Raw genomic sequence first — 25,024 nt, 5'->3', positions numbered from 1 at the left:
TAAAATCTCATCCGGTTGGCTCTATAATTATAAATAAATTACCGCTAGCACCTTTGTCCTAGCTAAGAAAAAAGAATAAAACTCAAAAGGGCATATGATGAAAAAGATAGTCGCGCTAGGTCTGTTTTTTGTTGCGCCATTCTTGTCTGCAAATACGATCGTATTTAGTAGTAGCCAGCAGCCTAGTGTCATACTGGAACTGGAAGAGATCCAAGCTTTACCTACCACTAGCTACACGATGACATTGCCTTGGCTTCCTGCCTCGTCAGAGTTTTTAGGCGTTAAACTCAGCACGCTTCTTACACACGTCTATGGAAAGGTACCAGAGCAGGTTGATATCAGCAGCTTAAACGACTATCACTCGACATTGTCCCGACAAGATATTCTTCGATATCAACCAATACTGGCTTATCAACAAGATCAGAATTACATAAAAGTCAGGAATAAAGGCCCTTTCTGGGTGATATATCCACTCAATCTCTATCCAGAGCTAAACTACAATAAATATCATGCGCAAATGGTATGGCAAGTAAATGAAATAAAAGAAAAATAATAAGAATGAAGTTATCAGAACCCTATTCTAAGAAACAAAGAATATTGCAATATTCTACCACCAGCAAAATGCTGCTGGTGGTGTTTGCCGTTTCTTTGCTTCTCGCGAATGTCGTGCTTTTACAGCAAACACGTTCACTCTCACAAAATTTTAATAACGAACAAAAACAAGCGACTTGGTTTTTATTCCAACTCTCCAAAGAACTATCAGAACTTGTCGGCGAGGCCAGACGGTTAGATGAAAACGTATTGAATATTGATGGTGCAGAGCTTCAATACGAGTTAGCGTGGAGTCGCTTTGACTTATTGACCAGTAGCACGAAAGCCAATAAGTTCTTTTCTCGGAACAACATGCACCTTTACTTCATTAACCTTTTTGAAGAGTTCAAAGAGCTAGAAAAACAACTAGTAGAAGCTAGAACAGGTGATAGCCAAGCTGCTGCTGCATTTTATCGTTCAACTCAAACACTATATTTAGGCTTAATAGACTTCGTTAATCAAAACTTCCGTCTAAGCAGTAAAGCTTATGAAGCACAAAAAGGTCAAACCCAGCGCTTAATGCAAGCACAATATATGTTGTTTGCGACGTTCGTTTTGTCGATTATCTCTCTAACTTATTTCTTTTATCGTGAATCCCATTTTCATAGAAAATTGGCGCTCAGCGACCCTTTGACGAACCTAGGGAACCGCAATGCACTATTCATTACCCTAAACAAATTTACTCAAGAAAAAAGGCCCTTTTCTCTCTGGATTCTAGATTTAAATGGTTTTAAAGAAATCAACGACACACACGGACACCAAGTTGGCGACACTGTACTGCGGGAAATCGCTAGGCGGCTTAATTCTATGACACTCAATGATTTTACTGTTTATCGCATGGGAGGAGATGAGTTCGCGGTTATCCTTGAAGGTGAACATCTCAATGAAGAGAACGTACGTGAGCAGATAAATACCGTCTTTGATGCACAAATATTAAACTCCGATAAAGTCTCAACACTTTCAACAAGCATGGGCTTAGCGCAATACCCTAAAGACAGTGACAATGTTGACTTTCTTATCAGCATAGCGGATAAGCGCATGTACAAAATGAAATTTCAACGTTAAACGGTATATATGATGAGAAAGTTCATGCAAGTACTGCTTCTACTGGCAGTCATTGCGGCAGGTGTGTTGGCTTGGGTATTTATTCCATCGCACGAAACCATCGGGCAAAAAACGCTTGAGCAAGCACTCAACGACGACTACAGCCTAGTTGGGCATCGAATCTACTCAACCGATCCGGATGCTGGCAACCGATTCGGCTACTTCGTATTGGCAACGGGCCAGAGCATTGAAGAGCAAGAGCCGTTTTTGGTCACTTCGGATCAGTTTATTCGCATGGAGCAAACGGGTGATAATACCTTGTCTGTGACCATCAATGGCCGTATTTACCATTATCATAACGACTTGTGGGTGCCAAAATCAGACGGGAAATTGCAACACTTTTTAGTCAGCGCAACCGCCAAGTACGTACGCTAAAACGGGAACCTTACTCCCCCCAAAAAAACAAAGCCCCGCAGTGTATGCGGGGCTTTTTACGTGAAGAAGAAAATAACATCGAAAAAATGAGCGTTACTTCGCTAACACTTTCTCTTTAATCACTTTGAGTACCCCAGCCTCTTGGTTGCTTGGCGCAGAATAACGAGCAATTTTCTTAATCTCTTCGTGCGCGTTGGCAACCGCGTACGAATGCTCACTGACTTGCAGCATTTCGAGGTCATTGAGGTAATCACCAAACGTCATTGTTTCTGCCGGAGTAAAATTCATCGTCTCTTGAAGGTGCTGAATGGCCGCGCCTTTAGACGCCTCGGCATTCATCACATCCAGCCAAATTTTTGCGCTCACTACGACTTTATGCGTTGCGCCAAACTTCGCGTTCATGGTCGGGAACAGGAGCTCTTCCGAACCGTCAAAGTGACAAATTGCTACCTTAATAAACTCGTCTTCGACCTCAAGCAAATCCGGCACATATTCACAGCGGTGGTAGTACTTTTGAAATTCTTCCAGCGATTGCTGATCATGCGTTTCGATGTACGCCGAGCGCTTGCCACACAATACGATGTTCGTTCCGTCAATTTCACGAGCCGCTTTCACAATCTCCGCCACTTCCGCTTTAGGAATGGTGCAACTGTAGAGCTCTTTGTCTTGGTACATCACCAAGGTGCCGTTTTCAGCCACATACAACAGTCTGTCTTTGATTGGCGCGAACGTGTCTCGCAGACTGTAATACTGACGACCAGACGCAGCAGAGAACAAAATACCTTGCTCTTCCAGTTGCAAAAACAGATCGAAAAACTCCGGATCCAAACGACCGTATTGGTCAAGCAATGTGCCATCCATATCGGAAGCAATAAATTTGATGCGAACTTGTGACATTAACTAAAACTCTAAATGACGCTGCGAAAATATATCCATGTAAGGTACAGGATCTTGTATGAATCTCAAGTCGGGATGACGACGCCTTTCGCTATTACCAAGGATGCTGTTTAAAGTAATCTTCACTGTGATCGATGAAAGCTCTCACCGCAGGAGACAAGTGTTTACGTGATGAATACAGCGCGTAAATGTTGAGATCATTTGGCTTCCAATCCGGCAACACCGACTCAAGCTGACCCGATTTGAGATAGATATTGCTCAAGTAAGTTGGCAACATCGAAATACCCATGCCTTGTAAAGCGCCATGCAATAACGCCGTGGCCTCATTGCTGGTTAGGCGACACTCAATTCCCACCGATTCGAACTGGTCGCCCTGAGACAAATGCCACACGTGACGCTCAAAGTTTTTGTATCCCAAACAGTCGTGTGAAGATAAATCTCGCGGATGCGCGATCGCGTGGTGAGTTTGCAAATATTGCGGTGATGCTACCAACACCGATTCGCACACCGCAATCGGCTTACCAATCAAAGAAGGATCGGGATCTGACGCAATTCGGATCGCCAGATCGATACGTTGTTCGGTTAGATCACTCACTGAATCTTGCAGATCTATGTCGATATGCACTTTGGGGTGCTTTTGCATAAAACTGTTTACTACGGGGATCAACTGTGAGAATCCAAATGAAGTACTAGACGCAAGACGGATTTTTCCGGACAGCTCACCATCAGCGGCAATGTTCGACGTTAATGTATCGGCCTGTTTTAACCAGCGCTCAATCTGAGGCAAGCTGCGCTCCCCTGCGGTGGTGAGCGACACCTTGCGCGTAGTGCGGTGCAACAAACGAGTTTGCAACCAGTTCTCCATCGCCTCTACGTAACGAGTCACCATTGGCCGAGACATGTCTAACCGTTCTGCGGTCGCGGTAAAACTGCCAGAATACACCACATCCACAAACACTTTTGCTGCCGTTACTCTATCCATACATTTGCTCGAAATAAGAAATAGTGATGCACATTATTGTGTATTTTTCCGAGCGTATCAATTTCCTAATATAGCTCCCGTTCCCAAGCCATGGTCGCTTGGCCCCAAATTCTTTAGGAGCTTATTATGAAAAAATTCACTTTGATTGCTGCATCCATTTTAATGGCAAGCCCTGTTCTAGCGGCAAACCACTCTCCCCTTACTCTTGAGGTTTACAACGCCGACGGTAACAGCTTCCACGTAAACTCAACCTTGGTATACGGTGAGACTGACGCCATGGTTATCGACACTGGCTTCACCAAAGCTGACGCGATGCGCATTGCCGCTAAAGTGCTGGACTCAGGCAAAACGCTTAAAACCATTTTTATCAGCCAAGCGGACCCAGACTACTACTTTGGCGCAGAGGCCTTACACCAACAGTTCCCTGATGCGCAGATCATCACAACGCCTGCGGTTCAAAAAATTATTAAAGAGAAATTGGCTGGAAAGCTGGCGTACTGGGGACCAAAGCTTGGCGCAAACGCACCGGTAAAACCAGTGATCCCTGTCGCGTACGATAAAGCATCATTGGAGCTAGAAGGTCATAAGATTGAAATTCGTGGTAACCATGGCACATCAGCACACCGCCCTTACCTATGGATTCCAGATAACAAAGCGATTCTAGGTAACGTAGCCGTGTACTCAAACGTACATTTGTGGATGGCAGATGCCGCTGACCAGACCGCCATCAATGCTTGGGAGCAGCAACTTAGCGAGATGCTTGCGCTTAAACCTCAAGTGGTCATTCCTGGTCACATGAAAGCAGGCACAAAGCTGAACGCAGACACCATTCGCTACTCGCAACAATACTTGCAGGATTTTCAGCAAGCGAAAAAACACAGCAATAACAGCGTTCAACTCATTGACACCATGTCTGCGAAATACCCAGAAGCTCAATTGCCAATCGCGCTAGAAATCGGTGCGAAAGTGCATACTGGTGAAATGTCATGGTAACCGTGCATTACTTCTTCGATCCCATGTGTGGTTGGTGCTACGGGGCATCACCACTCATCGAAGCCTTGATGGACACCTCTCAATTTAAGGTAGAGCTTCATCCCGGCGGTATGATTGAGAAACGCGCGATTGAACCTGAATTTCGTCAGCACATCATCAACAGTGACGCTCGTATTGCAACCGAAACCGGAGCGACGTTTGGTGAAGCATATCTGCAACGCGTGAAAAGCGAAGATGCGTTTGTTCTTGATTCTTATCTACCAACACAAGCGATCTTGAGTGCGGAAAAAATGGGGCTGAATCCATGGCACATGCTAAAGGCCATCCAATCTGCGCATTATCAGCTCGGGTTAAAAGTGAATGAAGCATCGACGCTCAAAGCCATTGCAGAATCGCTAGGTTTAGCAAGTGATGCGTGGGAGCAAAACATGACGTTAAGCGAAGCCGAACTAGGTGAGAGAATTCGCTCTAGCCGACAATTGATGCGCCAGTTGCACGTTGGTGGTTATCCAACCCTGATTGCAGAAGTAAATGGCGAGTACCTGACCTTGCCGCACTCGGCCTACTACGACAAACCAGCACAGTGGAAGCTTGCATTACGAAAACTGCAATAAACTCTTCCCCACTCGCTCTTGTCCTTAATCCAAGAGCGAGTGCCAACACCGACATGGCAATCCTGACTCAAACAGGTACAATCCTCGCTCGAATTTTTACTCGCGCGGATACCCACCATGCACTCGCCTGAACATTGTTTTACTCGTTTTACTGCTGATACTTCTGATTATGAATTACCAACGCAGTTTACGTTTCCGTTCTACTACACGCCGCATCCTCTTTGCGTTATAGCCGCAAAGCAATTGCAACAGCATTTATTAGCGCAAACCGACTTCGAACACGATTTTGGTTTGGTTAATGAAGAAACGGGGCGAGGCAAAATGTTTGGCGTATTGCTGGTAAAAAGCCCTCAAGGCGAGCTCGGCTTTTTAAGTGCGTTTTCTGGCAAAATTGCTGACCAAAACTTGATTCCAGGATTTGTCCCTCCTGTGTACGACATGCTGACCGATGAAGGCTTCTTCCGCGCAGAAACGGATGCCATCAACGCCGCCAATGCGGAGTACAAAACCTGTGCTGCGAATCCGGAATTGGCGGATCTTAAAGCGCAAATCCAAGCCGACCGAGCCGCTTATCAGCAAGAGGAGCAAACACAGCGCCAAGTGATGATTGACGGCCGCGCCGCGCGCAAACGACAGCGTCAACAGGGCGAGCAAACACTCAATGCCGATGACCTCAAAATCTTATTGGATGAATTGGGTAAACAAAGTGTCGCCGAGAAAAACGTTCTCAAATACTTAAAGCAAGCGTGGGATGAAAAGCTTGCAATCAAAGAAGCGCGATTGGCTGAGTTAGAGCAGCAACTTGCTCACCTGAAAGAGCAGCGCAAAACGCTCTCCAACGCTTTGCAGCACAAATTGCATAAACAATACCGCTTCCTAAACAACCATGGCGAAGCACGCGACTTGGTGGACATTTTTGCTGACACCACAAAACCAATCCCACCAGCAGGTGCGGGGGAATGTGCTGCGCCAAAACTGCTCCAATACGCGTTTAAACACGGATTCAAACCGCTGGCGTTGACAGAATTTTGGTGGGGTGTTTCGCCAAAGTCTGAGGTTCGCCAACACAAAAAATTCTACCCATCGTGTAATAGCAAATGTCAGCCGATTTTAGGCCATATGATGCAAGGGTTGAACGTCGAACCTAACCCATTGGCGGAGAATTGGGCAGAAGACAAAGAGCTAGAGATAATCTACCAAGACGACGCTATGGTCGTCGTCAACAAGCCCTCGGGCTTACTTTCAGTGCCTGGTAAAACTATCAAGGACTCTGCTTATACGCGCCTACAAGCGATGTACCCTGATGTGGAAGGGCCGTTTGTGATTCATCGTCTCGACATGGCGACCTCTGGCATTTTGGTGTTTGCCTTAACTAAGCGCGCGAACAAAAGTCTGCAAAAACAGTTTATGGCTCGCGGCGTACAAAAACGTTATATGGCACTGCTCGAAGGCGTATTAAACGAGCCTGAAGGGGAAATTTCACTGCCAATGCGTGGTGACCCAGACGACCGCCCACGTCAACTGGTGTGTTTTGAACACGGGAAACATGCAGAAACCTACTGGCAACTGATTGAAGTCAAAGATGGACGCAGCAAGGTATATATGTATCCGAAAACCGGGCGAACTCACCAACTACGTGTACACAGTGCTCATCACATGGGGTTAAACATGCCGATGGTTGGTGATGGTTTATACGGCGAAAAATCGAATCGCTTACACCTGCATGCTGAGATGCTAGAGCTGGATCATCCATACAGCAAAGAGCGCATGGTGTTCCAAGCTGAGTGCGAATTCTAACGTCTTCCCGATTTTAAATAACAAAAAGGCACTGACTATCAGTGCCTTTTTTTGTTTTCTAACAACAGAATAAGCGTGATGCGCGATACCGAAAACCGTTAGCTCACCTTAAACTTGGTCCACACCTGAGAGCGCCAACGTCTTGCCATGATGATACCACGTACCCATTCATCGAGAGCGATTGCCATCCAAGCCCCTAAAACGCCATAACCCAAGTGGATGCCAAAGATGTAAGAGAAAAGCACGCCTAGTCCCCACATACTCAAAATCCCCATTTGCACTGGGAACTTGATGTCACCCGCGCCTTTGAGCCCCGCGATAAAAATCAGGTTAAACACACGTCCGGCCTCGAGCAAAATTGAGCCCATGACTAACGAACCTGCCAATGCGAGTATCTCTGGTTGATCGGTAAATACGCGCAGAATCTCTTCTCTAAACAGGTAAATCAGTGTGGTTGCCGCCGTTGATGCCACAAATCCTACTAAGAAGTAGATTTGTACGCGTTTTAAAATGCTGCTCACCCAACCTTTACCGATGTAGTAACCAGTCTGAATTTGCGCTGCCTGACCAATTGCCAGCGCGAAAGCAAACGAGAAACGGGCAATGTTTTGCGCATAAGTGAAAGCCGCTAACGATGCCGTCCCCATTTGCACCACAAAATACACAATGCAGATTTGCGCCACGTTGTAAGACAGCACCTCACCCGCGTTCATGCCGCCGATTTTTAAGATCTTTTTGTAAATCTCTACGGGCACTTGTTTCATGGTCGACATTGGTAGCTCAATGCTGCTGCGCGCGAGAATAAACCATAACATTAAGGTACCGATGACTTGGCTGACGACGGTTGCTATTGCCACGCCTTGCACGCCATACACAAGTAAACCAAATGGCTGGTAAAGCGCAATATAGTTACCAATGATGTTGAACACACCCGAGATCAAATTCACCACCATTGGGGAACGTGAATAACCATGACTACGCAGAATAGTTGTAAAAACAACGCCAATCGTAACGTTAAACGTCATCGCACCGCTTATCAGCAGATATTCATGAGCGTACTGCTCGACTTGCGCTTCCAAGCCGTAATACGGGAGTAGATATATCGCACCAAGCACGGCAATCACACTCAATAGCACACCGACGAGCACAGACAACGCAATACTCGCAACACCAACGCTCACTGACTCTTGCTCGCGTCCAGCGCCATTGTATTGGGCAATCAAAATCCCCGTACCGCTACTGACAAACGTCGAAACGATGATTAAAAAGAAGGTAATCTGCGTGATCACACCAACAGCGGATACGGCTTTGTCTGAGTAGCCACTCAGCATGAACACGTCACTGGTTCCTAAAGCCGTCCGTAGCAAAATTTCGACAAGAATTGGCCAAGCTAATGCCACGATAGACATTCGTTGGTTGATGTTTTGGCTTTTAGGCATGCTTGTAACCTTTCCTACAACTAAAAACTGCCTCACAATATTTGTGAAGCAGTTTAAAAATAGTGACTCGAACGAAGCTCGATATGAGGTTGTGATTTAGCGCGGATTCTAGTCGCATATTGGTCATAACGACAACAATATTTCGCCCTGTTTCGGAAAAATATTTCTAATGCATTTTCGAAACGACATATGCCTTGACGATACGTAGAGCAGAGATTGGTGAACAATACTCTCAATCAACGAGCACCGAACAGAATCAGGATAATCAATAGAAATGCGTCTAACTAGATACATTACTTTGAATTATCAGTCCAACCATATAGAGCCATGAAGAACCGTCATGAAAACCTGCATGCGCCACCATTCCTCTTTGAACACTCGCACCAAATCACACTGATGGCTTTGCACTAAAAATGACTGATATCACATTTGGAAACTTTGTTGTTCTATTTATCGCGAAAATACCGCCTAGAATAAGCGTACACGTTAATTAAGCAAGGATACGTAATGTCGACATTGGCTGGGGCGCGCTTAGAAGAAATGGCGGACATCCGCTCAACAAGAAAAAAGAAAATTGTCTTTTTATGCTCCAGTATCGCCGCTGCCTGTTTAACTTATGGTTCCATTGCTCAATCACTTGAGAATAACTGGGGCTTAAGCTTTTTCCATGCTTTGTGTGCCTTGGCATGCTTAGCAATCAGTTATGTAATAAAAGTCCAGCGGCACCATCAATACGCCGACTTATGGCTAAGTGCTGTCTTAATGTTCGAAGGGTTATTGTTACTTCTGTATAACGACGCTCCGTCAGGCAAGGTGCTATGGCTATATCCTATTGTCGCCACTCTGGTATTAATTAATGAGTTTAAGGTCGGTCTGCTGTTCAGTGGGACCTACATTTTACTGATCTTTTTTGGGGTCGCTTTTTTAGATCGACTGCCAACAGCCACAGAAATCATAGAGCGGAGATTGATGCTGACCCTGATAGCGACCGCGTTTGTGTGTCACACGTTCTCGTATTACTACACGAAAGTCCTCAATTACATTCAAACACTGTATCGTGAGGGGATTGAGGAGTTAGCATATTTTGACCAGCTCACTGGGCTTGCCAATCGCTGGAGCTTTGAGACTTGGGCGCGCGCAAAGCTCGATGAAATCAAGCACTCATCTGATGACAGCATCACCGCATTGGTTTTTCTCGATATCGATAACTTCAAGCACATCAACGACACCTACGGGCACGATATTGGTGACCAAGTACTTCAAGCCTTCGCAACTCGATTAAAAAATAACATTCGCAACAAAGACAGAAAAACAGATAAACACGACTACTCCATCGCTCGATTTGCGGGCGACGAGTTTGTAATCATGCTTTACGATGTAAAAAGTAAAGATGACCTAGACAGCATCCTAAAACGGATCGTAAATCTGTTTCCGACAGGTTACCGAAGCTACGATATGATTAACGAGTTAACGATGAGTGTAGGTGCTGCTATCTATAAGCAAGATGCAAAGGATTTGTCTGAATTGACTCGATGTGCAGACAAAGCAATGTACGCAGCTAAACATACTGGTAAAAACCAGTACGCCTTTTATGAGCACTGCAATACGGAAGAACAGTCAACATCTGATGCACCAGCGGTACCAGAAGCTTGCTAATGACTAAGCGAACACATGCATCACCCAAAGCCCCACAACGAGGAATACGATTAACCACACTACTTGCAACGTTCTGTTCGGCTTGTCTTGCTGACGAGTGGGGTGATCTTTAAACGCACGGCCCTTCATTTTGCCCATTAAGCTCTTTCCTAGAGCACGTCGATAAAATTCACGTCTCTTATGAGCGGCATTGGCAACTTCGGTAAAGCGCTGTCTTTGCTCATTGGTGAGATCTTTGTCCTCGTAACGAGGAGGGAGATCAGAATGCTTGCGTTGTACTGCCATCACTTCCTCCCTGGTCGATGGGTACATTTTTATTAAGTATATACCCAAATAACCAAAAAGATGCGTTATAAGTGAAGCACATAGACGAAAAAACCACCCGAAGGTGGTTTTATGACGAGCAACAAATGAACGCTAGAAGTACTCACATAAATACGCAGTCGCTTCTTTCACTTGAAGCTCAAATGAAGAATTACCTTCCACTTCAAAAAACTCACCACTTTGATAAGTCGTCCAATCGCTCTCGCCAACACGCTTGACCACAAGCGCACCTTTTACAACCGTCATACGCTCTGGTGCTTGAGTACCAAACGTGTACTCACCAGGAAGCATCACACCAACGCTAACATCCTGATCTTTCTGGTTAAAGCCTAGTGATTTTACACTACCAGCAAAATAGCTATTTTCCTTAATATTCATTATTGGTTTCCTTATCAAAAGTCCGCTCTTTTTTACCTTGTTTCTTTCCGTTACTCAAGCTTTGAAAGCCATTAAACTCAACGTAATAACGCACATCCTTTGCTACTGAGCGAGAACCTTTTTTCGCGAGGATTAATCAGGCGACCTAAACCGAGCAAGAAAACCTGCGAAGTAATGAATGTGAGCAAACAACAAAACCATCAATAAGATGTGTATCTGAATGTAAAAGTGGACATTAGATCATAGTTTCGTCGTCTCAATGGCGGGATTGTTTGTTTTTAAAAAGGAAGGTTTCCACCATGTTAAAAAAGTGGAGAAAATTAGATCTATGACGGACTCGACTCGCCGAAGGCGAAAAGCACGACAAGAACCAAAACTTTCATTTTTGGCTCGCTACCAATCCAAAATCCTCAAGAGTACATTTGTCTGCTTCGGGATGGGTCTGTTGACGTTTTTTGGCTATCAAATCCACCTCTCCTATCAAGACCACATTGATCCGGAAAAGGTGTACGGCGAATGGATTGAGATTGGCGCGCCACCCTACCAAACAGAACGTCTCGTTTTCACTGAAGATGGGGTATACCGAAACCATCGACTCATTACGACGGAATTTGAATTCGATGGCAAGGTCATCACGTTGAATACCGGATTAGGAAAGACAGCGTATCAGATCTCGGGCTCTCATCTTTCACCTCAAATACGCCGTATTGAGCCTCTTATTCCAGATCAGCGATTCATTCGTAAAGGATTTGAGCATACCGTTCAGGGCTCAGAAACCGGCGCAGCCTCTAAACGTCGCGCCGCGTTGAGTGAACACTTCAGCCGTGACTAGTATGTCTTCACGGCTATTTTTCCTTTCAATTCTCTTTCTATATCAATGAAACAAAACCTTAATAAACAACAAAATAAGGCCTTCATCGCATTTAACCAACTCGTTACTGAGTAAACAATAATTTTAGTTTCTGCTGAGACTTTATAAATTATTGACTCAGTCTGACACTTTCTGTGTAACAGAGTGCGAGTTTTAGTTAAGTTCTCTCAAGTGCCTCGAAAACCGTCTTAATTTTTTTTGACGAAAAAAAACTCTCTGAAATGCTGAGTGTGATGCTTTTGCACGTGGAGTAAATCCAATCATCTTATCTGGTGCAAGAGCAGCCTATGTTCTAGGTAGAACATGAATCCAAGGATTGAGAGAGAAGTTATGATTCGATTTAACCTATGTGCAGCTGGAGTTGCTTTAGCGATATCAGGTGCTGCAGTTGCGGCTCCAACCGCACCAAGTATCGATATGTACGGTTCCAACAACCTTCAGTTTTCTAAAATTGAACTCGCGATGGAAACCACGTCAGGCTACTACGACATGGTGAAATACCATGAGCAAGCGAAGATCACTGTTAAATTTAACCAGTGGAGTGGCACACCTGGTGACACTTACAACGTCTATTTTGATGGTGTAAAAGTAGCAAGCGGCCCTATCACTGGTAGCCAAACGACAGCTTCGTTTGAATACGGCCAAGGTGGCTTATACCAAATGGAAATCGAAGCATGTGATGCGACAGGTTGTGCGAAAAGCGCACCAGCTGAAATCACGATTGCAGATACCGATGGTTCTCACCTGAAGCCACTAACGATGAATGTTGATCCAAACAACAAAACCTACAATACCGATCCAAGCGTCGTGATGGGTACGTATTTTGTTGAATGGGGCATCTATGGCCGTGACTACACCGTCGATAATATGCCGGTCGACAACTTGACTCACATCCTTTACGGTTTTATCCCAATTTGTGGCCCAAATGAGTCTGTGAAGTCTGTTGGCGGCAACAGTTTCAACGCGCTACAAACTGCTTGTACAGGTGTGCCTGATTATGAAGTCGTTATCCATGACCCTTGGGCTGCTTATCAGAAGAGCTTCCCACAAGCTGGTCATGAATACAGCACGCCTATCAAGGGTAACTACGCAATGCTAATGGCATTGAAACAACGTAACCCTGATCTAAAAATCATCCCATCGATCGGTGGTTGGACACTGTCTGACCCATTCTTCGATTTCGTGGACAAGAAAAACCGTGACACATTCGTCGCATCAGTTAAGAAGTTCCTGAAAACTTGGAAATTCTACGACGGTGTTGATATCGACTGGGAATTCCCTGGCGGCGGCGGTGCAGCAGCCGATAAGGGCGACCCTGTAAACGATGGCCCAGCATACATCGCACTGATGCGTGAACTGCGCGTAATGCTTGATGAATTAGAAGCTGAGACAGGCCGTACTTACGAGCTAACGTCCGCTATCGGTGTCGGTTACGACAAGATTGAAGACGTAGACTACGCAGATGCAGTTCAGTACATGGATTACATCTTCGCAATGACTTACGACTTCTACGGTGGTTGGAATAACGTTCCTGGTCACCAAACTGCGCTTTACTGTGGTTCATTCATGCGTCCTGGTCAGTGTGACGGTAGTGGCGTTGATGAGAACGGCGAACCGTACAAAGGTCCTGCTTACACAGCAGATAACGGCATCCAACTTCTTCTTGCTCAAGGCGTTCCTGCGAACAAGCTAGTACTTGGTACAGCAATGTACGGTCGTGGCTGGGAAGGCGTAACTCCAGATACGCTAACCGATCCAAACGACCCAATGACGGGTACTGCTACAGGTAAACTGAAGGGCAGCACAGCGCAAGGTGTTTGGGAAGATGGCGTAATTGACTACAAAGGCATTAAGTCATTCATGCTAGGTGCAAACAACACTGGTATTAACGGCTTCGAGTACGGCTACGATGCACAAGCAGAAGCACCATGGGTATGGAACCGTACTACGGGCGAGTTGATCACATTTGATGACCACCGTTCAGTGCTAGCAAAAGGTAGCTACGCGAAGTCTCTTGGTCTTGCTGGTCTATTCTCTTGGGAAATTGACGCGGATAACGGTGACATTCTAAACGCGATGCACGAAGGTATGGCTGGTGGTGTGGTTCCTCAACCAAACCGTAAGCCAACCGCAGCCGCTGGCGCAGATCAATCGGTAACAGGTCCTGCAAATGTGGTTCTAGATGGCAGCCTGTCAAAAGACTCTGACGGCACCATCGCAAGCTACGCTTGGGAACAAGTATCTGGCACAGCAGTGGCACTAACAGGTGCAAACTCAGCGAAAGCAAGCTTTGATGCAGCAGAAGTTACTGTTGAAGAGCAATTAACTTTCAAGCTGACGGTGACTGATAACGAGGGTGCAACGGCATCTGACCTCGTTGTAGTAACAGTGAAACCAGCAGGTGTTGTTGACCCAGTGAACAGCGCACCAGTTGCACAAGTTGTTGCTCCAGCAACAGCAAACGCTGGTGACGTTGTGGTTGTAGATGCATCTGCGTCTAGCGATGCAGACAACGATACCCTGACATTCAACTGGACTCTACCTCAAGGTCTGAATGCAACGGTTGAAGGCTCTAAAGTCACGTTCACTGCTGCGGAATACCCGCAAGACACAAGCTTAAGCTTCACTGTAAGTGTGAGCGACGGTAAAGCGTCTTCATCGGCAAGCGCGACAGTGGTTGTTGCACAGCACTCAACCGATCCGAACCCTGGTACTTGTGACAACGCATGGGATGCGAGCGCAGTGTACACAGGTGGTAACCAAGTGACTCACGCAGGTAAAACGTGGGAAGCGAAATGGTGGACTCAGGGTGACGATCCTAGCCAATCTGGCGAATGGGGCGTTTGGAAAGAAGTTGGCGTAGCTAACTGTAACTAACTTCAGCCTTGCAGACGTTCTGCTAAATAAACAAAGGACAGCTTCGGCTGTCCTTTTTGGATTTAACTTCTTAACGAGAAGAGCAACACCAGAGACGAAAAAGTCTGAGGTGTTACTTTCAAATCGAATTAGCGCAAAACGGAGCGAATCAATCAGTAAAAGTAAGGGTTACCAAGCACTATCGAGCAAACGGTCAAAACTACTGAAGACTTGCTCACACTTCATCACTCGACCATGCCCCTGACCTTGTGTTGTCACTAACTCAACGTTTTTAATCTCTTCAGCCGCTTTTGCCGAGACACTGTATTTGGTGAACTTATCTTGCTCATCATGAATAATAATGGTGTGAGACGGACGCTCAGACAAACGCTTCATCGGATCAATGGACTGTAACGGATAACCAAATTGGTCTTCAACTTCTGAAACCACAGCATTAAAAAGCTTCATCGAGTAACCGGAACGCGCAATGCTACCGAATAAGTTCTCTACGTAATTTAATACCGGAGCAATAAGCAGCAAAGGCTTGTTTTCTAATTTACTGTGCCTACACTCAAGAGCAGAAGCGGTGCCCATGCTGTGCCCAACTAGGCCAACAATATCCTCGACCGTATCCAACACATCTTCTAATCCTCTGACAAACCCCGGAATGTGCCCATACTGCCCCTCACTCTCACCATGTGCCGGATGATCGTACGCCAAAGCAGTAAACCCTTTCGACGCAATATGTTCCATCAGTGGATAAAACTGACTTGCCGTTCCAGACCAACCATGAGTTAGCACCCAAATAGGTCCAGAGCCCAAAGTATAGGTTTTGATGATGCCTGCATGCCCTTTAATTTCACCTTTGATAAGCCCTTGAGGCTCAATATTTTTAGGTTGCGTACGAGCAGGTGTCAGAAGAAGCTTGCGCGCGGTCTTCTTTGCATGTGACGGGGCCAGTGTATGGTGTAACCGAGTACTAATGTTCACCAAACTGCGCTTAATACTGAAACGTTGCGATGTATTAAAGTAAATTTTTTCACTCATAATCATGTCCTTAACTACCAGCTTTGCACAAAATAGAACGGTCGTGCTTTTTACGCTGATAAGAAAGAGCGAACTCAGCCGCTCTTTGTGATTTTATGTCTACGAATCTGGGAAGCGAATAACCGATATTAGCCTTTCCAGCGAGAAAATAAGTTGTCGATCCCTTGCCAAAACAGACGCAAGCTTTCTTGCTCACCTTTAATTGAGTAAAAAACATGCGCACTCAAATAGAGACCGTACAAATCAAACGTTGCTTGGCGTGTATCTAAGTCTGCTGAAAATTCTTGCTTCTCTTTGCCTTTCGCTATTTGGATCTCCAAATAGCTCAGCCAAGTGTCTATGGATTTACGCAGTCCGGCCTGAAGCGGGCAATCTTTATCTGCCGTATCATTCCAAGCGTCAAGAAACATACAACTTCCTTGGAATGCGTGATTCCAAGTCATCCAAGAGTCGAGCAACCCTCGAATTTTACGCTCGATATTGCCATCCCCGAGTTCTCGAGCAGGCTCAATAACCCGATCAGCGAACACTTTATTGGCGTGATCAAGCACCGATAGCTGTAAATTCAACTTCGAATTAAAGTGGGCAAACAGACCACTTTTCGACATACCGCATTGCTTGGCTAACTCTCCAATCGTAAGACTTTCTAATCCGTCTTCGCTGGCGATCTCAAAAGCCCGCTGCAGAATAAACTCTTTTGTCACTTTTCCTTTTTGCATAGTCTTATTTTTAGCACGATCGTTCTTTTTTGCAATCTCGAGTTAACTGGTCTAACCATTATTCAGTGCTATTTTCGACTCACGAATCAGGTATTGATTGCGTTAATAGGTTAATAATTAAGAAGTTTGAAGTAAGTCTTAATTTTCAAAACAGCTTCAATGTAAGCGCAAGTCTGTTGACTTTTTCACGCATTACTTCAGTAACAACCTGCTATTTTCACCTAAGTTTTTATTTAGGTAAACAATGTAATGGCAAAGAAACAAAAAATAGCCAGCTTAGAGTTTGCACGTATCATTGCAATGCTTGCGATTGTGGGTTTGCATTGCCAGATGGCACTGACGTACTGGCAGTGGGATGGGATACCATGGGTTGGCTATATGCTCAACCAACTGGCTCGTTTTGCTGTTCCGCTGTTCTTTCTCATCTCGGGTTATCTAATCCAGCCGAAGTTGAGTCATTCACCTATCGATACTCTTAAGAACTACGCCAAACCGTTAATGAAGGTTTGGCTCATTTGGAGCATGATCAGTTTACTGATGCCATTCCAATGGCAGACGGTCGCTGAGGCAGGGTATCTCGCCGAAAGGCAAGGTTATTGGGGGTACTTAATGTCAACCCCGATCAATTCACTCATCGAAGGCGGACTCGTTCATCTGTGGTTTATTCCGGCTCTGGTCATTGCCGTAGCGTTAATTGCCTTTCTCGTGCATATCAATATGGTGCAACTGATACTGCCAACTGCAGTATTGCTATACATATACGGGGTCTTTGCTGGCAGTTACGCGCTCATTACCGACCTGCCAGCGCCTTTCTTTACTCGTAACGGGCCTTTTTTCAGCACGTTGCTAGTTGCTCTAGGTTATTTCGCACGAGAAGCGCAGTGGCGGTGGTCGAGAAACAATACGGTTCGATGCATTATTCTTGGCATGGCACTGCATTTTGGTGAAGCTTACTGGCTGATGCAACATGACGTCGCTTTCAACTCGCACGACTTCCTATTCGGTACCGTTATCTGGGCTGTAGGTGTCTTTATGTGGCTTTTGGCTCACCCTCATTTTGGCGACATGCCTTGGGTCTTCAAACTATCTCCTAGCGTGTTAGGAATATATGTTAGCCATCTGCTTATCATAATTGTCATGATGAATGTCGCTGGATTTATCGGGCTGCAACACCTCGCGAAAGATGTGTTTATTTATCCTGCAACAATTGTTGCAACCATACTGCTTGTGAAAGCAATCGACGCTTCACCGTTGAAAAAATGGCTCCTACGCTAAATGCATTCAGCTCTAGATATAGCTAGCTTTAACTCAAAAGGGTTAGAGCTAGCCAGTTAAAAATGAGATTTCTCTCTCACTGACCAATTTTTGACTTTCTAATCCTTCAGAATTTGCTTTCACTCACAAAAAACATTGTTCATTTCCTTTAAATTGGCTCGACTATTACAACATTGCTCATTAAACGGAGGCTGTATGTGGGCAGGTCAAGGACTCGTTCCTTTTTTAGAGATTAGTCACTGGTTAACTTACGGTTTATATGCCGCTGCGGTTTTATTCGGCGCAGCAAGCATTGCGTCACTCAGAAAATAGTGGCGCACACTATCATTTCCTAACTCCTACTGTTAATTCGAGCTCTCTCACAACTAACTCATTCATTTGTGGCTAATATTTCTCCAACCAGACAAAGGAGAAATGTCTATGCCAATCTATCCAATTGTGGCTTTCTGCTGTTTGTTGTTCTCTAGCGCCACCTTTGCTGCATCAACCAATGAACTGAATCTTGTTAATTCTGGTGTCGGTTACGCGGCTCTGATTATCTTTTCGATCGCTTACATACTGGTTATGTTGGAAGAGTATCTGAAAATGAGAAAATCCAAGCCAGTGCTGCTCGCTGCAGGGTTAATTTGGATTCTGATTGGCTACACCTTTGCTCAGCACAACCAGCCTGAAATCGCCAAATCCGCACTAGAACACAACTTGTTGGAATATGCCGAGTTGCTGCTGTTTTTGCTCGTGGCGATGACTTACATCAACGCAATGGAAGAACGCAAACTCTTCGATGCCTTACAGGCGTGGATGGTTGGTAAAGGTTTTGGATTCAAAAAGTTGTTCTGGCTGACGGGGTTTCTCGCTTTTGTCATTTCACCGATTGCCGATAACTTAACTACGGCCCTTTTGATGTGCGCTGTAGTGATGAAAGTCTCTGGTGATAATCCTAAGTTCGTCAATCTTGCTTGTATCAACATTGTTATCGCAGCCAACGCTGGCGGTGCATTCAGCCCATTTGGGGATATTACAACCCTGATGGTGTGGCAAGCTGGTCATGTCAGCTTTGCTGAGTTCATTCCGTTGTTTGTACCGTCATTGGTGAACTACTTGGTTCCCGCGTTTTTGATGTCACTGTTTGTTCCAAACACAAAACCGAATACGATTCACCAACACGTTGAGCTAAAACGCGGGGCAAGGCGTATTGTCGCATTATTCATTCTGACTATTGCCACCGCAGTCTCTTTCCACGCTTTGCTGCACTTCCCACCCGTTATGGGCATGATGATGGGCTTGGCGTACTTACAGTTTTTCGGATATTTTTTGCGTCAAACTCTCAAACACTCACTCGCAAAGAAAGCGGCTATGGCAATTGCCAATGGTGACGATCAGGCATTGAAGCGCTTAGGCTCAGTGGTTCCGTTTGATGTGTTTCATCGTGTGTCTCGAGCCGAATGGGACACCTTGTTGTTCTTCTACGGTGTTGTGATGTGTGTTGGCGGTTTAAGTTTACTTGGCTACCTCGAACTGGTTTCAAACGTCATGTACACGCAATGGAACCCAGTCTGGGCAAACGTAATGGTTGGTGTCCTATCTGCAATCGTCGATAACATTCCGGTTATGTTTGCTGTACTGACCATGGAACCAAGCATGTCGATGGGCAACTGGCTACTCGTCACATTAACCGCAGGTGTCGGGGGCAGTTTGCTTTCCATTGGCTCCGCGGCAGGCGTCGCTTTAATGGGAGCCGCGCGTGGACAATACACCTTCTTTGGCCACCTAAAGTGGGCTCCCGTCATCGCCTTGGGTTATGCCGCCAGTATTGCGGTACACTTGTGGATGAATAGCGGTTTATTTACTTAAAAACACCTAGAATTAGTCACTTAACTTGCAATGTAACCTAACGGTCGGATGGATGGTTAACGCCATCCATCACTTCAATCGCTCCCAACTCATATGGGTTGACGCCCTCTAAGCAGCCGACATTATAGCCATACTCACTCGGGTCAGAACGACGCTGATGGTGCGTATAAATACCGCACTCGCCACAGAAAAAGTGCTTCGCAGTGTGTGTATTAAATTGATACTGCTTCAAGACGTCTTCGCCTTGCACAATACGAATACCGTTCAAAGGTACAGACGCGACAATCGCGCCACGACGTCGACACATAGAACAGTCACACCGTCTCGGTTTCTCAATACCATTGGGTAACGCCAGTTCCAACTCAACTTTTCCACAGTGACAACTCAGTCGATGTAATGTGTTGATTTGGGTGTTGCCAACTTTCTTAATCATAACTTTTCCTTGTTGTTTTTCTATCTGTGTACATTATGTTAAACAGGTTAATATCATCATAATCTCGTCCAAAAACTCGACATCCATCACTTTTCGCGACATTTTATTGGCCGATTTGTTAGTTGCTATTTTGGCGACTGTCTATCGCGTCCGTGAGACGTGTTATCTCCGGCGCGGTTTTTAAACCAAGGAAATTAATTTATGGACAAAGATCATAGCCTAAGAGAGAACCTCTTGGCTCTGACGCTCGGCAGTGCGTTGGTGTCACTTGGGGTGATATTTTTTAGCAAAGTAGGATTGCTCACTGGCGGTACGGCTGGTTTGGCGATCTTCCTAACCAAAGTGAGTGACTTCAGTTTTGGTCAGATATTTTTCGCTCTTAACCTCCCTTTTTATATTTTATCTGTGATGCGCATGGGTTGGCGCTTCACTATCAATACCTTTATTGCGGTTTCGATTGTCTCTTTTGCGGTCGATCATCTGCATCATGTGATTGAGATTTCACGAATCGAACCTTTCTATGCGGCACTTTTGGGTGGTGGGCTGATTGGAATCGGTATGTTGGTAATTTTCCGTCACAAAATGAGTTTGGGTGGCTTTAACATTCTAGCGTTGTACCTTCAGGAACGTTTTGGAGTTCGAGCGGGTAAAGTTCAAATGGCGTTAGATTGTGCCATCGTGGTGATGTCACTGTTCATTGTAGATGTGCACCTTATCGCTCTATCTGTTCTAGGTGCCATCGCAACGAACTTGATTTTGGCGATGAACCATAAACCAGGACGATACCAAGCAAAAGCGCAAGCAGCATAATCATCGCTGCATAGTCAACAACCCTAAAGCCCCCAGCCAGTCGCTCGGGGCTTTTTTCATTCTACGCTAAGATCACGTCAACGAGCTCGTTTTGCAGTGCTGCTGCATCTCCTCATCCAATTTAGCTTTATATTTCTGGCTAAGATGGAAGTGTACTTGCATCAGCAAGTCATGTGCGTGGAACAGCTCAAGCGCGTCGCTACCATGTTGCTGACAAATATCTTCACAGCGCTCAGCATGCACTTTGGCTTCTTGCGGTTTATCCGCTTTAAGCAAGCTCATAGCTAAGCGATACTCTGCGCGCTCTTCTTGCATCCAACCCCCTGCCACTTTCCAATAGTCTAGCGCGAGTGTTGCTGCTTCTAACATCTTCGATGTTTCCATGCACGTGCGCTCAGCCAGCGCTTCGTACTGACATGCTAAGTTGTTTGCAGTGATCGCGAAAGCGCGCGCTAATGGCCCTTCTGCATCGTTCGGCGTCATTCCTAACGCTGCTTTCACCAACCATTGACTCGCCAGTTCAAGCTGAGCAAGTGCAGAAAGTTCATTCGAAATCAAAGCGTAAACTCGGCGTTGTTCTTGCTCTTCCAATAATTCCATATTGTCAGTGCCATCTACGAAATAGCGCGCAACGGCAATACTGCGTTGAAATGCCAAACTCTCAGCAACCTTGCGTTCATCAAAGTGCTCTAAACAAGTAAGAAACTGTTCTGGGCACTGGAGATGCCCAATAGCGGTATGCAGCATCAATGCGAATATTCGCTCGATTTGGGTAACGTCTTTCACCTCGCTCAGAGCCGTTTCTAGCTGAGCATAAACTTGTTCGGGATTTTCCTCGTGATGCTGCCAACACTCACTCATGAAGGCATCAAAATCCGTTTTGAAAGGCATGTCCTTATTGTCCTTTTTCTATTCGTATAACGAATATGAAACTCTACACTATCGTTACCCCTGTGTAGCACGCTTAATCCCAATATGAGAATCGCCTCACTTAAAGCGGTGTACCTTGCTCCAACGCGAGCAAACGTTGCTTGCGCTCCACTCCACCTGCATACCCAGTCAGTTTTCCGCTTTTGCCAATAACGCGATGACAAGGTACCACGATAGAAATCGGATTCTTCCCGTTTGCTAACCCAACAGCACGCACAGCTTTAGGGTTACCTATCGCATTCGCGAGATCTTGATAGCTCCACGTTTCCCCATATGGAATGGTCGTTAGTGCCTGCCAAACTTGATTTTGAAAATCAGTGCCTGTCGCTGCAAGGGGCAAGTCGAATTCGTTGCGCAGACCAGTAAAGTATTCATCCAGTTGGGTGACAGCTTGGCGCAAAACCGGATGCTGCTCGTCTCGCACCCCCAGCTCACTCGGCTTAGTGGTGCATGTTTCAAACCAAATACCAAGCAAGCCCTCAGCGTTCGATTGGATAGTCACCGTTCCTAGTGGACTCGGCATTTCGGTATAAAATGTTTTCATGATTGATTCCATAAGTGAAACGTCGCGTAGCTTCCCCAAGGGGCCGCAGTGTGCGTATTCAGTGATGGGTAACGCTGCATCGCCTTTTTCACCACTAAGTCTTTATCTAGAAAGCAATCGGGTTGAGATTGCCCTCGCAGTTGAGCATAACTGACGGTCCAAGGTCCAATGCCTTTCAAAGCTAGCCACTGCTGGGGGGCAGCTTCTGAGTTGTCCTGCATAAACTGGGCGAAGCGCACTAGCGTCTCTATACGGCTTTGCGGCATGCGCAAAAAGCTCACATCGGAGTTCGCAATATCACTGGGAGTCGGGAAAAAACGTTTTTCTGACTCTCCACTAAGTGTGGCCACCAATAAGTTAAGTTGACCAATCGCAGCTTTAACCGACACCTGCTGGCCTAAAATCGCTCTAACCCCTGCTTCCCATGCATTCCATACACCAGGAATACGAATACCTTTACTCGACACGAGCCCAGGCGCGACATACTCCAAATGCTGCTCAACAGTACAAATATCAGCGTCAAGATCGAACATACGACGAATGTCAGACACCAAGTTTTGCAGCTTCGTTACGTCTTCAATTTCAAACGCCAGTTCTAAGTATCCTTCACCTTTTGTCGCTTTAAACCAGGCTTTGCTGTTATCCAAAAAAACGTTGCGCTGATAACTCTCATCACTCACTAGCTCAACCCCCTCAACCGCTCGCAAACGATAGAAGTCCAACATGTGCGACCAATTCAACTCACCTCGATAAGGTAAGGCAATTCGATTGCAACCCGCACCATCAAACTCTTTACGGCGTACTTGAGAAGGCGTTAGTTTGAGAAACTTTTGAAAAGCATCGTTAAAGCGGCGCGTACTGTTAAAACCTGACGCAAACCCCACGTCGGTGACCGACATAGAGCTGGAGTGAAGCAACTGTTTGGCGAACATTAGTTGCTGATATTGCGCATACTGCTTGGGTGACATACCTAGATACTGCTCAAACAACATACGTAAGTAACGGTCAGAAATCCCAACACACTCAGCCAACTCTGACACCGAATGGTGATGCAACTCCCCTCTATCAATTAACGAAATTGCTCGTTGAAAGGTCGTCTCGACACCTTTCCATGCCCAAGATCCAGGCGCGCTGTCAGGTCGACAACGTAAACACGGACGGTACCCTGCTTGAAGGGCTTGCGTCTTATCAGCGAAATACTCAACATTTTCTTCTTTAGGCAAATTTGCCGGGCAAATCGGACGGCAAAAGATTCCCGTTGTTTTTACCGCCACATAAAATCGCCCATCAAAACGACTGTCTCGCGCGACTCGCGCCTTGTGACACTGCTCGAAGGTCAGTGAGGTATGGGGGTGAATAAACATAGTGCTTTCCTTGCTCATGCCTTTTGTCATTTATTGTTCATAGGCATCGTTCAATATAGTGTTATTGTAGCTTGCTTAAGCGCCCACAATTAGCCATTTTCGGAACTCAATATTGAGATTTATTGGCATTAGCGCTTTTGTACACTAAAGTTAGATCCAGAACATCACAACAACGTCGGCTAAAGGGAATTGGCATGGACTTACATACTTGCGTAATTGTATTAAGAAACCAAAAGGTTATTACCAGTAAATCCGTAGATCATTCTATTGGAATTATCGAAAGAGACTCAGATAACGAGATCTCAGAAATTCAGATTAATGCGACGGATGGACGTAATATTCGAACTTATCACTACAACAATGTAGAGGAGTCATTAGAGAGCTTAATGAACCTCTGACGGTTTTCTTTAACTCACCTTTCTCCCTTGTTAAAAGCGAAAGCAATAGAGCACAGTACATGTGCTCTTTTTTTGTTTAACAGCAAAAATGTTTATCGAAAATAATGACAGACCTTGATTTAAAACAGACAATAATCGGCAAATAAACACCCGAATATAAAAATCAAGACATTGATTTAAATAAATAAAAACCAATCATTCAATTTTTTAGAACGAGTTTATCAAAATCCTCCCGTTATTTTTATGTTCGCCTCTACCTAAACTGTTCTCAACAGCACGGGAGCACACGCTTCCCACTCATTGAAAAGAGTCAGAGGACAGAATCATGAAAGCACTATTACAGAAAATTACCACATCAAACGCAGGTTACAGCGCACTATCACTTCGCGTTCCAATCGGCATTATCTTTATGGCGCACGGCGCACAAAAACTATTTGGCTGGTTTGGTGGCTACGGCCTAGAAGGCACAGGTCAGTGGATGGCATCTATCGGTTTAGGTCCTGGCGTACTCATGGCGTTACTTGCGGGCAGCGCAGAGTTCTTTGGCGGCTTGTTCATTTTACTTGGTCTGCTAACTCGACCAGCAGCGGTTGCTTTGGCGTTCACGATGGTGGTAGCGATATTCTCTGTCCACTTTGAGAATGGCCTGTTCATGGCAAACAACGGTTACGAGTTTGGCTTGGCATTACTGGCAGCGAGCGTTTCTCTGGCGTTCTCTGGCGCAGGTAAAGCAGCGTTAGATAACTTATTAAACAAAAAGCTCTCTTAAGGAGGCC

At 45.5% G+C, this 25,024-nt stretch carries 25 protein-coding genes; 14 read left to right on the top strand and 11 right to left on the bottom strand.

The features are described from left to right. Window positions 1-97: 97 nt before the first annotated feature. The 3 genes from N646_RS17480 to N646_RS17470 are packed head-to-tail and all read left to right on the top strand — an operon-like array spanning window position 98 to window position 2,070. Complete coding sequence (locus N646_RS17480; RefSeq protein ID WP_005374384.1) at window positions 98-553, top strand: hypothetical protein; 456 nt, start codon at window positions 98-100, stop codon at window positions 551-553. Window positions 554-558: 5 nt separating this feature from the next. Continuing rightward, on the top strand, window positions 559-1,656 hold the full coding sequence (locus N646_RS17475) for a GGDEF domain-containing protein (RefSeq protein ID WP_017821028.1): 1,098 nt from the start codon (window positions 559-561) through the stop codon (window positions 1,654-1,656). A 24-nt stretch (window positions 1,657-1,680) separates the two neighbouring features. Continuing rightward, window positions 1,681-2,070: a hypothetical protein gene (locus N646_RS17470; RefSeq protein WP_017633832.1), complete on the top strand. Its 390-nt coding sequence runs from the start codon at window positions 1,681-1,683 to the stop codon at window positions 2,068-2,070. A gap of 93 nt (window positions 2,071-2,163) precedes the next feature. Here the strand turns inward: N646_RS17470 and N646_RS17465 are convergent, their stop codons facing one another. After that, a complete protein-coding gene (locus N646_RS17465; protein WP_017821029.1) occupies window positions 2,164-2,967 on the bottom strand; it encodes a Cof-type HAD-IIB family hydrolase in 804 nt (267 codons plus the stop codon). A gap of 94 nt (window positions 2,968-3,061) precedes the next feature. Beyond that, window positions 3,062-3,949, bottom strand: coding sequence for a LysR family transcriptional regulator (locus N646_RS17460; RefSeq protein WP_005383264.1), 888 nt, complete (start codon window positions 3,947-3,949; stop codon window positions 3,062-3,064). A gap of 126 nt (window positions 3,950-4,075) precedes the next feature. Here N646_RS17460 and N646_RS17455 point away from each other — a divergent pair, with 126 nt between their 5' ends. The 3 genes from N646_RS17455 (at window position 4,076) to N646_RS17445 (ending at window position 7,353) form a co-directional block, all read left to right on the top strand. Continuing rightward, window positions 4,076-4,942 carry an MBL fold metallo-hydrolase gene (locus tag N646_RS17455; protein WP_017633829.1) on the top strand — a complete coding sequence of 289 codons (867 nt, stop codon included), beginning with the start codon at window positions 4,076-4,078 and terminating at the stop codon, window positions 4,940-4,942. Next, entirely contained in the window at window positions 4,936-5,556 is a 621-nt protein-coding gene (locus N646_RS17450; protein WP_017821030.1) for a DsbA family protein, read from the top strand. Before N646_RS17455 ends, N646_RS17450 begins: the two co-directional genes overlap by 7 nt. A gap of 117 nt (window positions 5,557-5,673) precedes the next feature. Further along, window positions 5,674-7,353, top strand: coding sequence for an RluA family pseudouridine synthase (locus N646_RS17445; RefSeq protein WP_017821031.1), 1,680 nt, complete (start codon window positions 5,674-5,676; stop codon window positions 7,351-7,353). Window positions 7,354-7,451: 98 nt separating this feature from the next. Here N646_RS17445 and N646_RS17440 read toward each other — a convergent pair whose 3' ends face one another. After that, on the bottom strand, window positions 7,452-8,792 hold the full coding sequence (locus N646_RS17440; RefSeq protein WP_017821032.1) for an MATE family efflux transporter: 1,341 nt from the start codon (window positions 8,790-8,792) through the stop codon (window positions 7,452-7,454). 507 nt (window positions 8,793-9,299) lie between these two features. Between N646_RS17440 and N646_RS17435 the strand changes: the two genes are divergently transcribed. Next, window positions 9,300-10,448 (top strand): GGDEF domain-containing protein, encoded by a 1,149-nt coding sequence (locus tag N646_RS17435; protein ID WP_017821033.1) that lies wholly within the window; start codon window positions 9,300-9,302, stop codon window positions 10,446-10,448. A 3-nt stretch (window positions 10,449-10,451) separates the two neighbouring features. Here the strand turns inward: N646_RS17435 and N646_RS17430 are convergent, their stop codons facing one another. Next, entirely contained in the window at window positions 10,452-10,733 is a 282-nt protein-coding gene (locus N646_RS17430; RefSeq protein ID WP_005374405.1) for a hypothetical protein, read from the bottom strand. Between the two features lie 132 nt (window positions 10,734-10,865). Continuing rightward, complete coding sequence (gene ppnP / locus N646_RS17425) at window positions 10,866-11,150, bottom strand: pyrimidine/purine nucleoside phosphorylase (protein WP_005383244.1); 285 nt, start codon at window positions 11,148-11,150, stop codon at window positions 10,866-10,868. Between the two features lie 328 nt (window positions 11,151-11,478). Here ppnP and N646_RS17420 point away from each other — a divergent pair, with 328 nt between their 5' ends. Together N646_RS17420 and N646_RS17415 are read left to right on the top strand one after the other, a co-directional pair. Next, a complete protein-coding gene (locus N646_RS17420; protein ID WP_021035895.1) occupies window positions 11,479-11,982 on the top strand; it encodes a DUF2850 domain-containing protein in 504 nt (167 codons plus the stop codon). Between the two features lie 369 nt (window positions 11,983-12,351). After that, window positions 12,352-14,898, top strand: a complete 2,547-nt coding sequence (locus N646_RS17415; RefSeq protein WP_017821035.1) for a glycosyl hydrolase family 18 protein — start codon at window positions 12,352-12,354, stop codon at window positions 14,896-14,898. 168 nt (window positions 14,899-15,066) lie between these two features. On the opposite strand, the gene N646_RS17410 is transcribed toward N646_RS17415, so the two are convergent. Together N646_RS17410 and N646_RS17405 are read right to left on the bottom strand one after the other, a co-directional pair. After that, complete coding sequence (locus tag N646_RS17410; RefSeq protein ID WP_017633823.1) at window positions 15,067-15,924, bottom strand: alpha/beta hydrolase; 858 nt, start codon at window positions 15,922-15,924, stop codon at window positions 15,067-15,069. A gap of 128 nt (window positions 15,925-16,052) precedes the next feature. Continuing rightward, the gene (locus N646_RS17405; protein ID WP_017821036.1) at window positions 16,053-16,643 is read right to left on the bottom strand and encodes a TetR/AcrR family transcriptional regulator; all 591 of its coding nucleotides are present in this window, start codon (window positions 16,641-16,643) and stop codon (window positions 16,053-16,055) included. Window positions 16,644-16,892: 249 nt separating this feature from the next. Between N646_RS17405 and N646_RS17400 the strand changes: the two genes are divergently transcribed. Together N646_RS17400 and nhaD are read left to right on the top strand one after the other, a co-directional pair. Next, the gene (locus N646_RS17400) at window positions 16,893-17,918 is read left to right on the top strand and encodes an acyltransferase (protein ID WP_017821037.1); all 1,026 of its coding nucleotides are present in this window, start codon (window positions 16,893-16,895) and stop codon (window positions 17,916-17,918) included. 420 nt (window positions 17,919-18,338) lie between these two features. Continuing rightward, on the top strand, window positions 18,339-19,769 hold the full coding sequence (nhaD, locus tag N646_RS17390) for a sodium:proton antiporter NhaD (RefSeq protein WP_017633821.1): 1,431 nt from the start codon (window positions 18,339-18,341) through the stop codon (window positions 19,767-19,769). A gap of 37 nt (window positions 19,770-19,806) precedes the next feature. Here nhaD and N646_RS17385 read toward each other — a convergent pair whose 3' ends face one another. Beyond that, the gene (locus N646_RS17385; RefSeq protein ID WP_017821038.1) at window positions 19,807-20,202 is read right to left on the bottom strand and encodes a GFA family protein; all 396 of its coding nucleotides are present in this window, start codon (window positions 20,200-20,202) and stop codon (window positions 19,807-19,809) included. Between the two features lie 201 nt (window positions 20,203-20,403). Between N646_RS17385 and N646_RS17380 the strand changes: the two genes are divergently transcribed. Then, a complete protein-coding gene (locus N646_RS17380) occupies window positions 20,404-21,012 on the top strand; it encodes a YitT family protein (RefSeq protein WP_005374427.1) in 609 nt (202 codons plus the stop codon). A 72-nt stretch (window positions 21,013-21,084) separates the two neighbouring features. On the opposite strand, the gene N646_RS17375 is transcribed toward N646_RS17380, so the two are convergent. The 3 genes from N646_RS17375 to N646_RS17365 all read right to left on the bottom strand — a co-directional run bounded on the left by N646_RS17375 (window position 21,085) and on the right by N646_RS17365 (window position 23,850). Next, window positions 21,085-21,903, bottom strand: a complete 819-nt coding sequence (locus N646_RS17375) for a hypothetical protein (protein WP_017821039.1) — start codon at window positions 21,901-21,903, stop codon at window positions 21,085-21,087. A gap of 100 nt (window positions 21,904-22,003) precedes the next feature. Further along, window positions 22,004-22,486 carry a methylated-DNA--[protein]-cysteine S-methyltransferase gene (locus N646_RS17370; protein WP_017821040.1) on the bottom strand — a complete coding sequence of 161 codons (483 nt, stop codon included), beginning with the start codon at window positions 22,484-22,486 and terminating at the stop codon, window positions 22,004-22,006. Beyond that, window positions 22,483-23,850: an AlkA N-terminal domain-containing protein gene (locus N646_RS17365; RefSeq protein ID WP_017821041.1), complete on the bottom strand. Its 1,368-nt coding sequence runs from the start codon at window positions 23,848-23,850 to the stop codon at window positions 22,483-22,485. The genes N646_RS17370 and N646_RS17365 overlap by 4 nt, the downstream gene beginning before the upstream one ends. A gap of 194 nt (window positions 23,851-24,044) precedes the next feature. Here N646_RS17365 and N646_RS17360 point away from each other — a divergent pair, with 194 nt between their 5' ends. Then, on the top strand, window positions 24,045-24,248 hold the full coding sequence (locus N646_RS17360; RefSeq protein ID WP_017633816.1) for a hypothetical protein: 204 nt from the start codon (window positions 24,045-24,047) through the stop codon (window positions 24,246-24,248). A 325-nt stretch (window positions 24,249-24,573) separates the two neighbouring features. Beyond that, a complete protein-coding gene (locus N646_RS17355) occupies window positions 24,574-25,017 on the top strand; it encodes a DoxX family protein (protein WP_017821042.1) in 444 nt (147 codons plus the stop codon). The last annotated feature ends 7 nt before the right edge of the window (window positions 25,018-25,024 follow it).

It is taken from the genome of Vibrio alginolyticus NBRC 15630 = ATCC 17749 (assembly GCF_000354175.2).
GTDB lineage: Bacteria > Pseudomonadota > Gammaproteobacteria > Enterobacterales > Vibrionaceae > Vibrio > Vibrio alginolyticus.
This window is presented reverse-complemented; position numbering and strand designations above follow the sequence as displayed.

Excerpts from the sequence above, each read along its gene's own strand:
- N646_RS17480 (WP_005374384.1), top strand. The coding sequence starts at position 98 with ATGAAAAAGATAGTCGCGCTAGGTCTGTTTTTTGTTGCGCCATTCTTG.
- N646_RS17380 (WP_005374427.1), top strand. The coding sequence starts at position 20,404 with ATGGACAAAGATCATAGCCTAAGAGAGAACCTCTTGGCTCTGACGCTC.
- N646_RS17365 (WP_017821041.1), bottom strand. The coding sequence starts at position 23,850 with ATGTTTATTCACCCCCATACCTCACTGACCTTCGAGCAGTGTCACAAG.
- N646_RS17420 (WP_021035895.1), top strand. The coding sequence starts at position 11,479 with ATGACGGACTCGACTCGCCGAAGGCGAAAAGCACGACAAGAACCAAAA.
- N646_RS17375 (WP_017821039.1), bottom strand. The coding sequence starts at position 21,903 with ATGCCTTTCAAAACGGATTTTGATGCCTTCATGAGTGAGTGTTGGCAG.
- N646_RS17410 (WP_017633823.1), bottom strand. The coding sequence starts at position 15,924 with ATGAGTGAAAAAATTTACTTTAATACATCGCAACGTTTCAGTATTAAG.
- N646_RS17405 (WP_017821036.1), bottom strand. The coding sequence starts at position 16,643 with ATGCAAAAAGGAAAAGTGACAAAAGAGTTTATTCTGCAGCGGGCTTTT.
- N646_RS17385 (WP_017821038.1), bottom strand. The coding sequence starts at position 20,202 with ATGATTAAGAAAGTTGGCAACACCCAAATCAACACATTACATCGACTG.
- ppnP (WP_005383244.1), bottom strand. The coding sequence starts at position 11,150 with ATGAATATTAAGGAAAATAGCTATTTTGCTGGTAGTGTAAAATCACTA.
- nhaD (WP_017633821.1), top strand. The coding sequence starts at position 18,339 with ATGCCAATCTATCCAATTGTGGCTTTCTGCTGTTTGTTGTTCTCTAGC.
- N646_RS17445 (WP_017821031.1), top strand. The coding sequence starts at position 5,674 with ATGCACTCGCCTGAACATTGTTTTACTCGTTTTACTGCTGATACTTCT.
- N646_RS17455 (WP_017633829.1), top strand. The coding sequence starts at position 4,076 with ATGAAAAAATTCACTTTGATTGCTGCATCCATTTTAATGGCAAGCCCT.
- N646_RS17400 (WP_017821037.1), top strand. The coding sequence starts at position 16,893 with ATGGCAAAGAAACAAAAAATAGCCAGCTTAGAGTTTGCACGTATCATT.
- N646_RS17460 (WP_005383264.1), bottom strand. The coding sequence starts at position 3,949 with ATGGATAGAGTAACGGCAGCAAAAGTGTTTGTGGATGTGGTGTATTCT.
- N646_RS17370 (WP_017821040.1), bottom strand. The coding sequence starts at position 22,486 with ATGAAAACATTTTATACCGAAATGCCGAGTCCACTAGGAACGGTGACT.
- N646_RS17355 (WP_017821042.1), top strand. The coding sequence starts at position 24,574 with ATGAAAGCACTATTACAGAAAATTACCACATCAAACGCAGGTTACAGC.
- N646_RS17435 (WP_017821033.1), top strand. The coding sequence starts at position 9,300 with ATGTCGACATTGGCTGGGGCGCGCTTAGAAGAAATGGCGGACATCCGC.
- N646_RS17360 (WP_017633816.1), top strand. The coding sequence starts at position 24,045 with ATGGACTTACATACTTGCGTAATTGTATTAAGAAACCAAAAGGTTATT.
- N646_RS17475 (WP_017821028.1), top strand. The coding sequence starts at position 559 with ATGAAGTTATCAGAACCCTATTCTAAGAAACAAAGAATATTGCAATAT.
- N646_RS17430 (WP_005374405.1), bottom strand. The coding sequence starts at position 10,733 with ATGGCAGTACAACGCAAGCATTCTGATCTCCCTCCTCGTTACGAGGAC.
- N646_RS17450 (WP_017821030.1), top strand. The coding sequence starts at position 4,936 with ATGGTAACCGTGCATTACTTCTTCGATCCCATGTGTGGTTGGTGCTAC.
- N646_RS17465 (WP_017821029.1), bottom strand. The coding sequence starts at position 2,967 with ATGTCACAAGTTCGCATCAAATTTATTGCTTCCGATATGGATGGCACA.
- N646_RS17470 (WP_017633832.1), top strand. The coding sequence starts at position 1,681 with ATGCAAGTACTGCTTCTACTGGCAGTCATTGCGGCAGGTGTGTTGGCT.
- N646_RS17415 (WP_017821035.1), top strand. The coding sequence starts at position 12,352 with ATGATTCGATTTAACCTATGTGCAGCTGGAGTTGCTTTAGCGATATCA.
- N646_RS17440 (WP_017821032.1), bottom strand. The coding sequence starts at position 8,792 with ATGCCTAAAAGCCAAAACATCAACCAACGAATGTCTATCGTGGCATTA.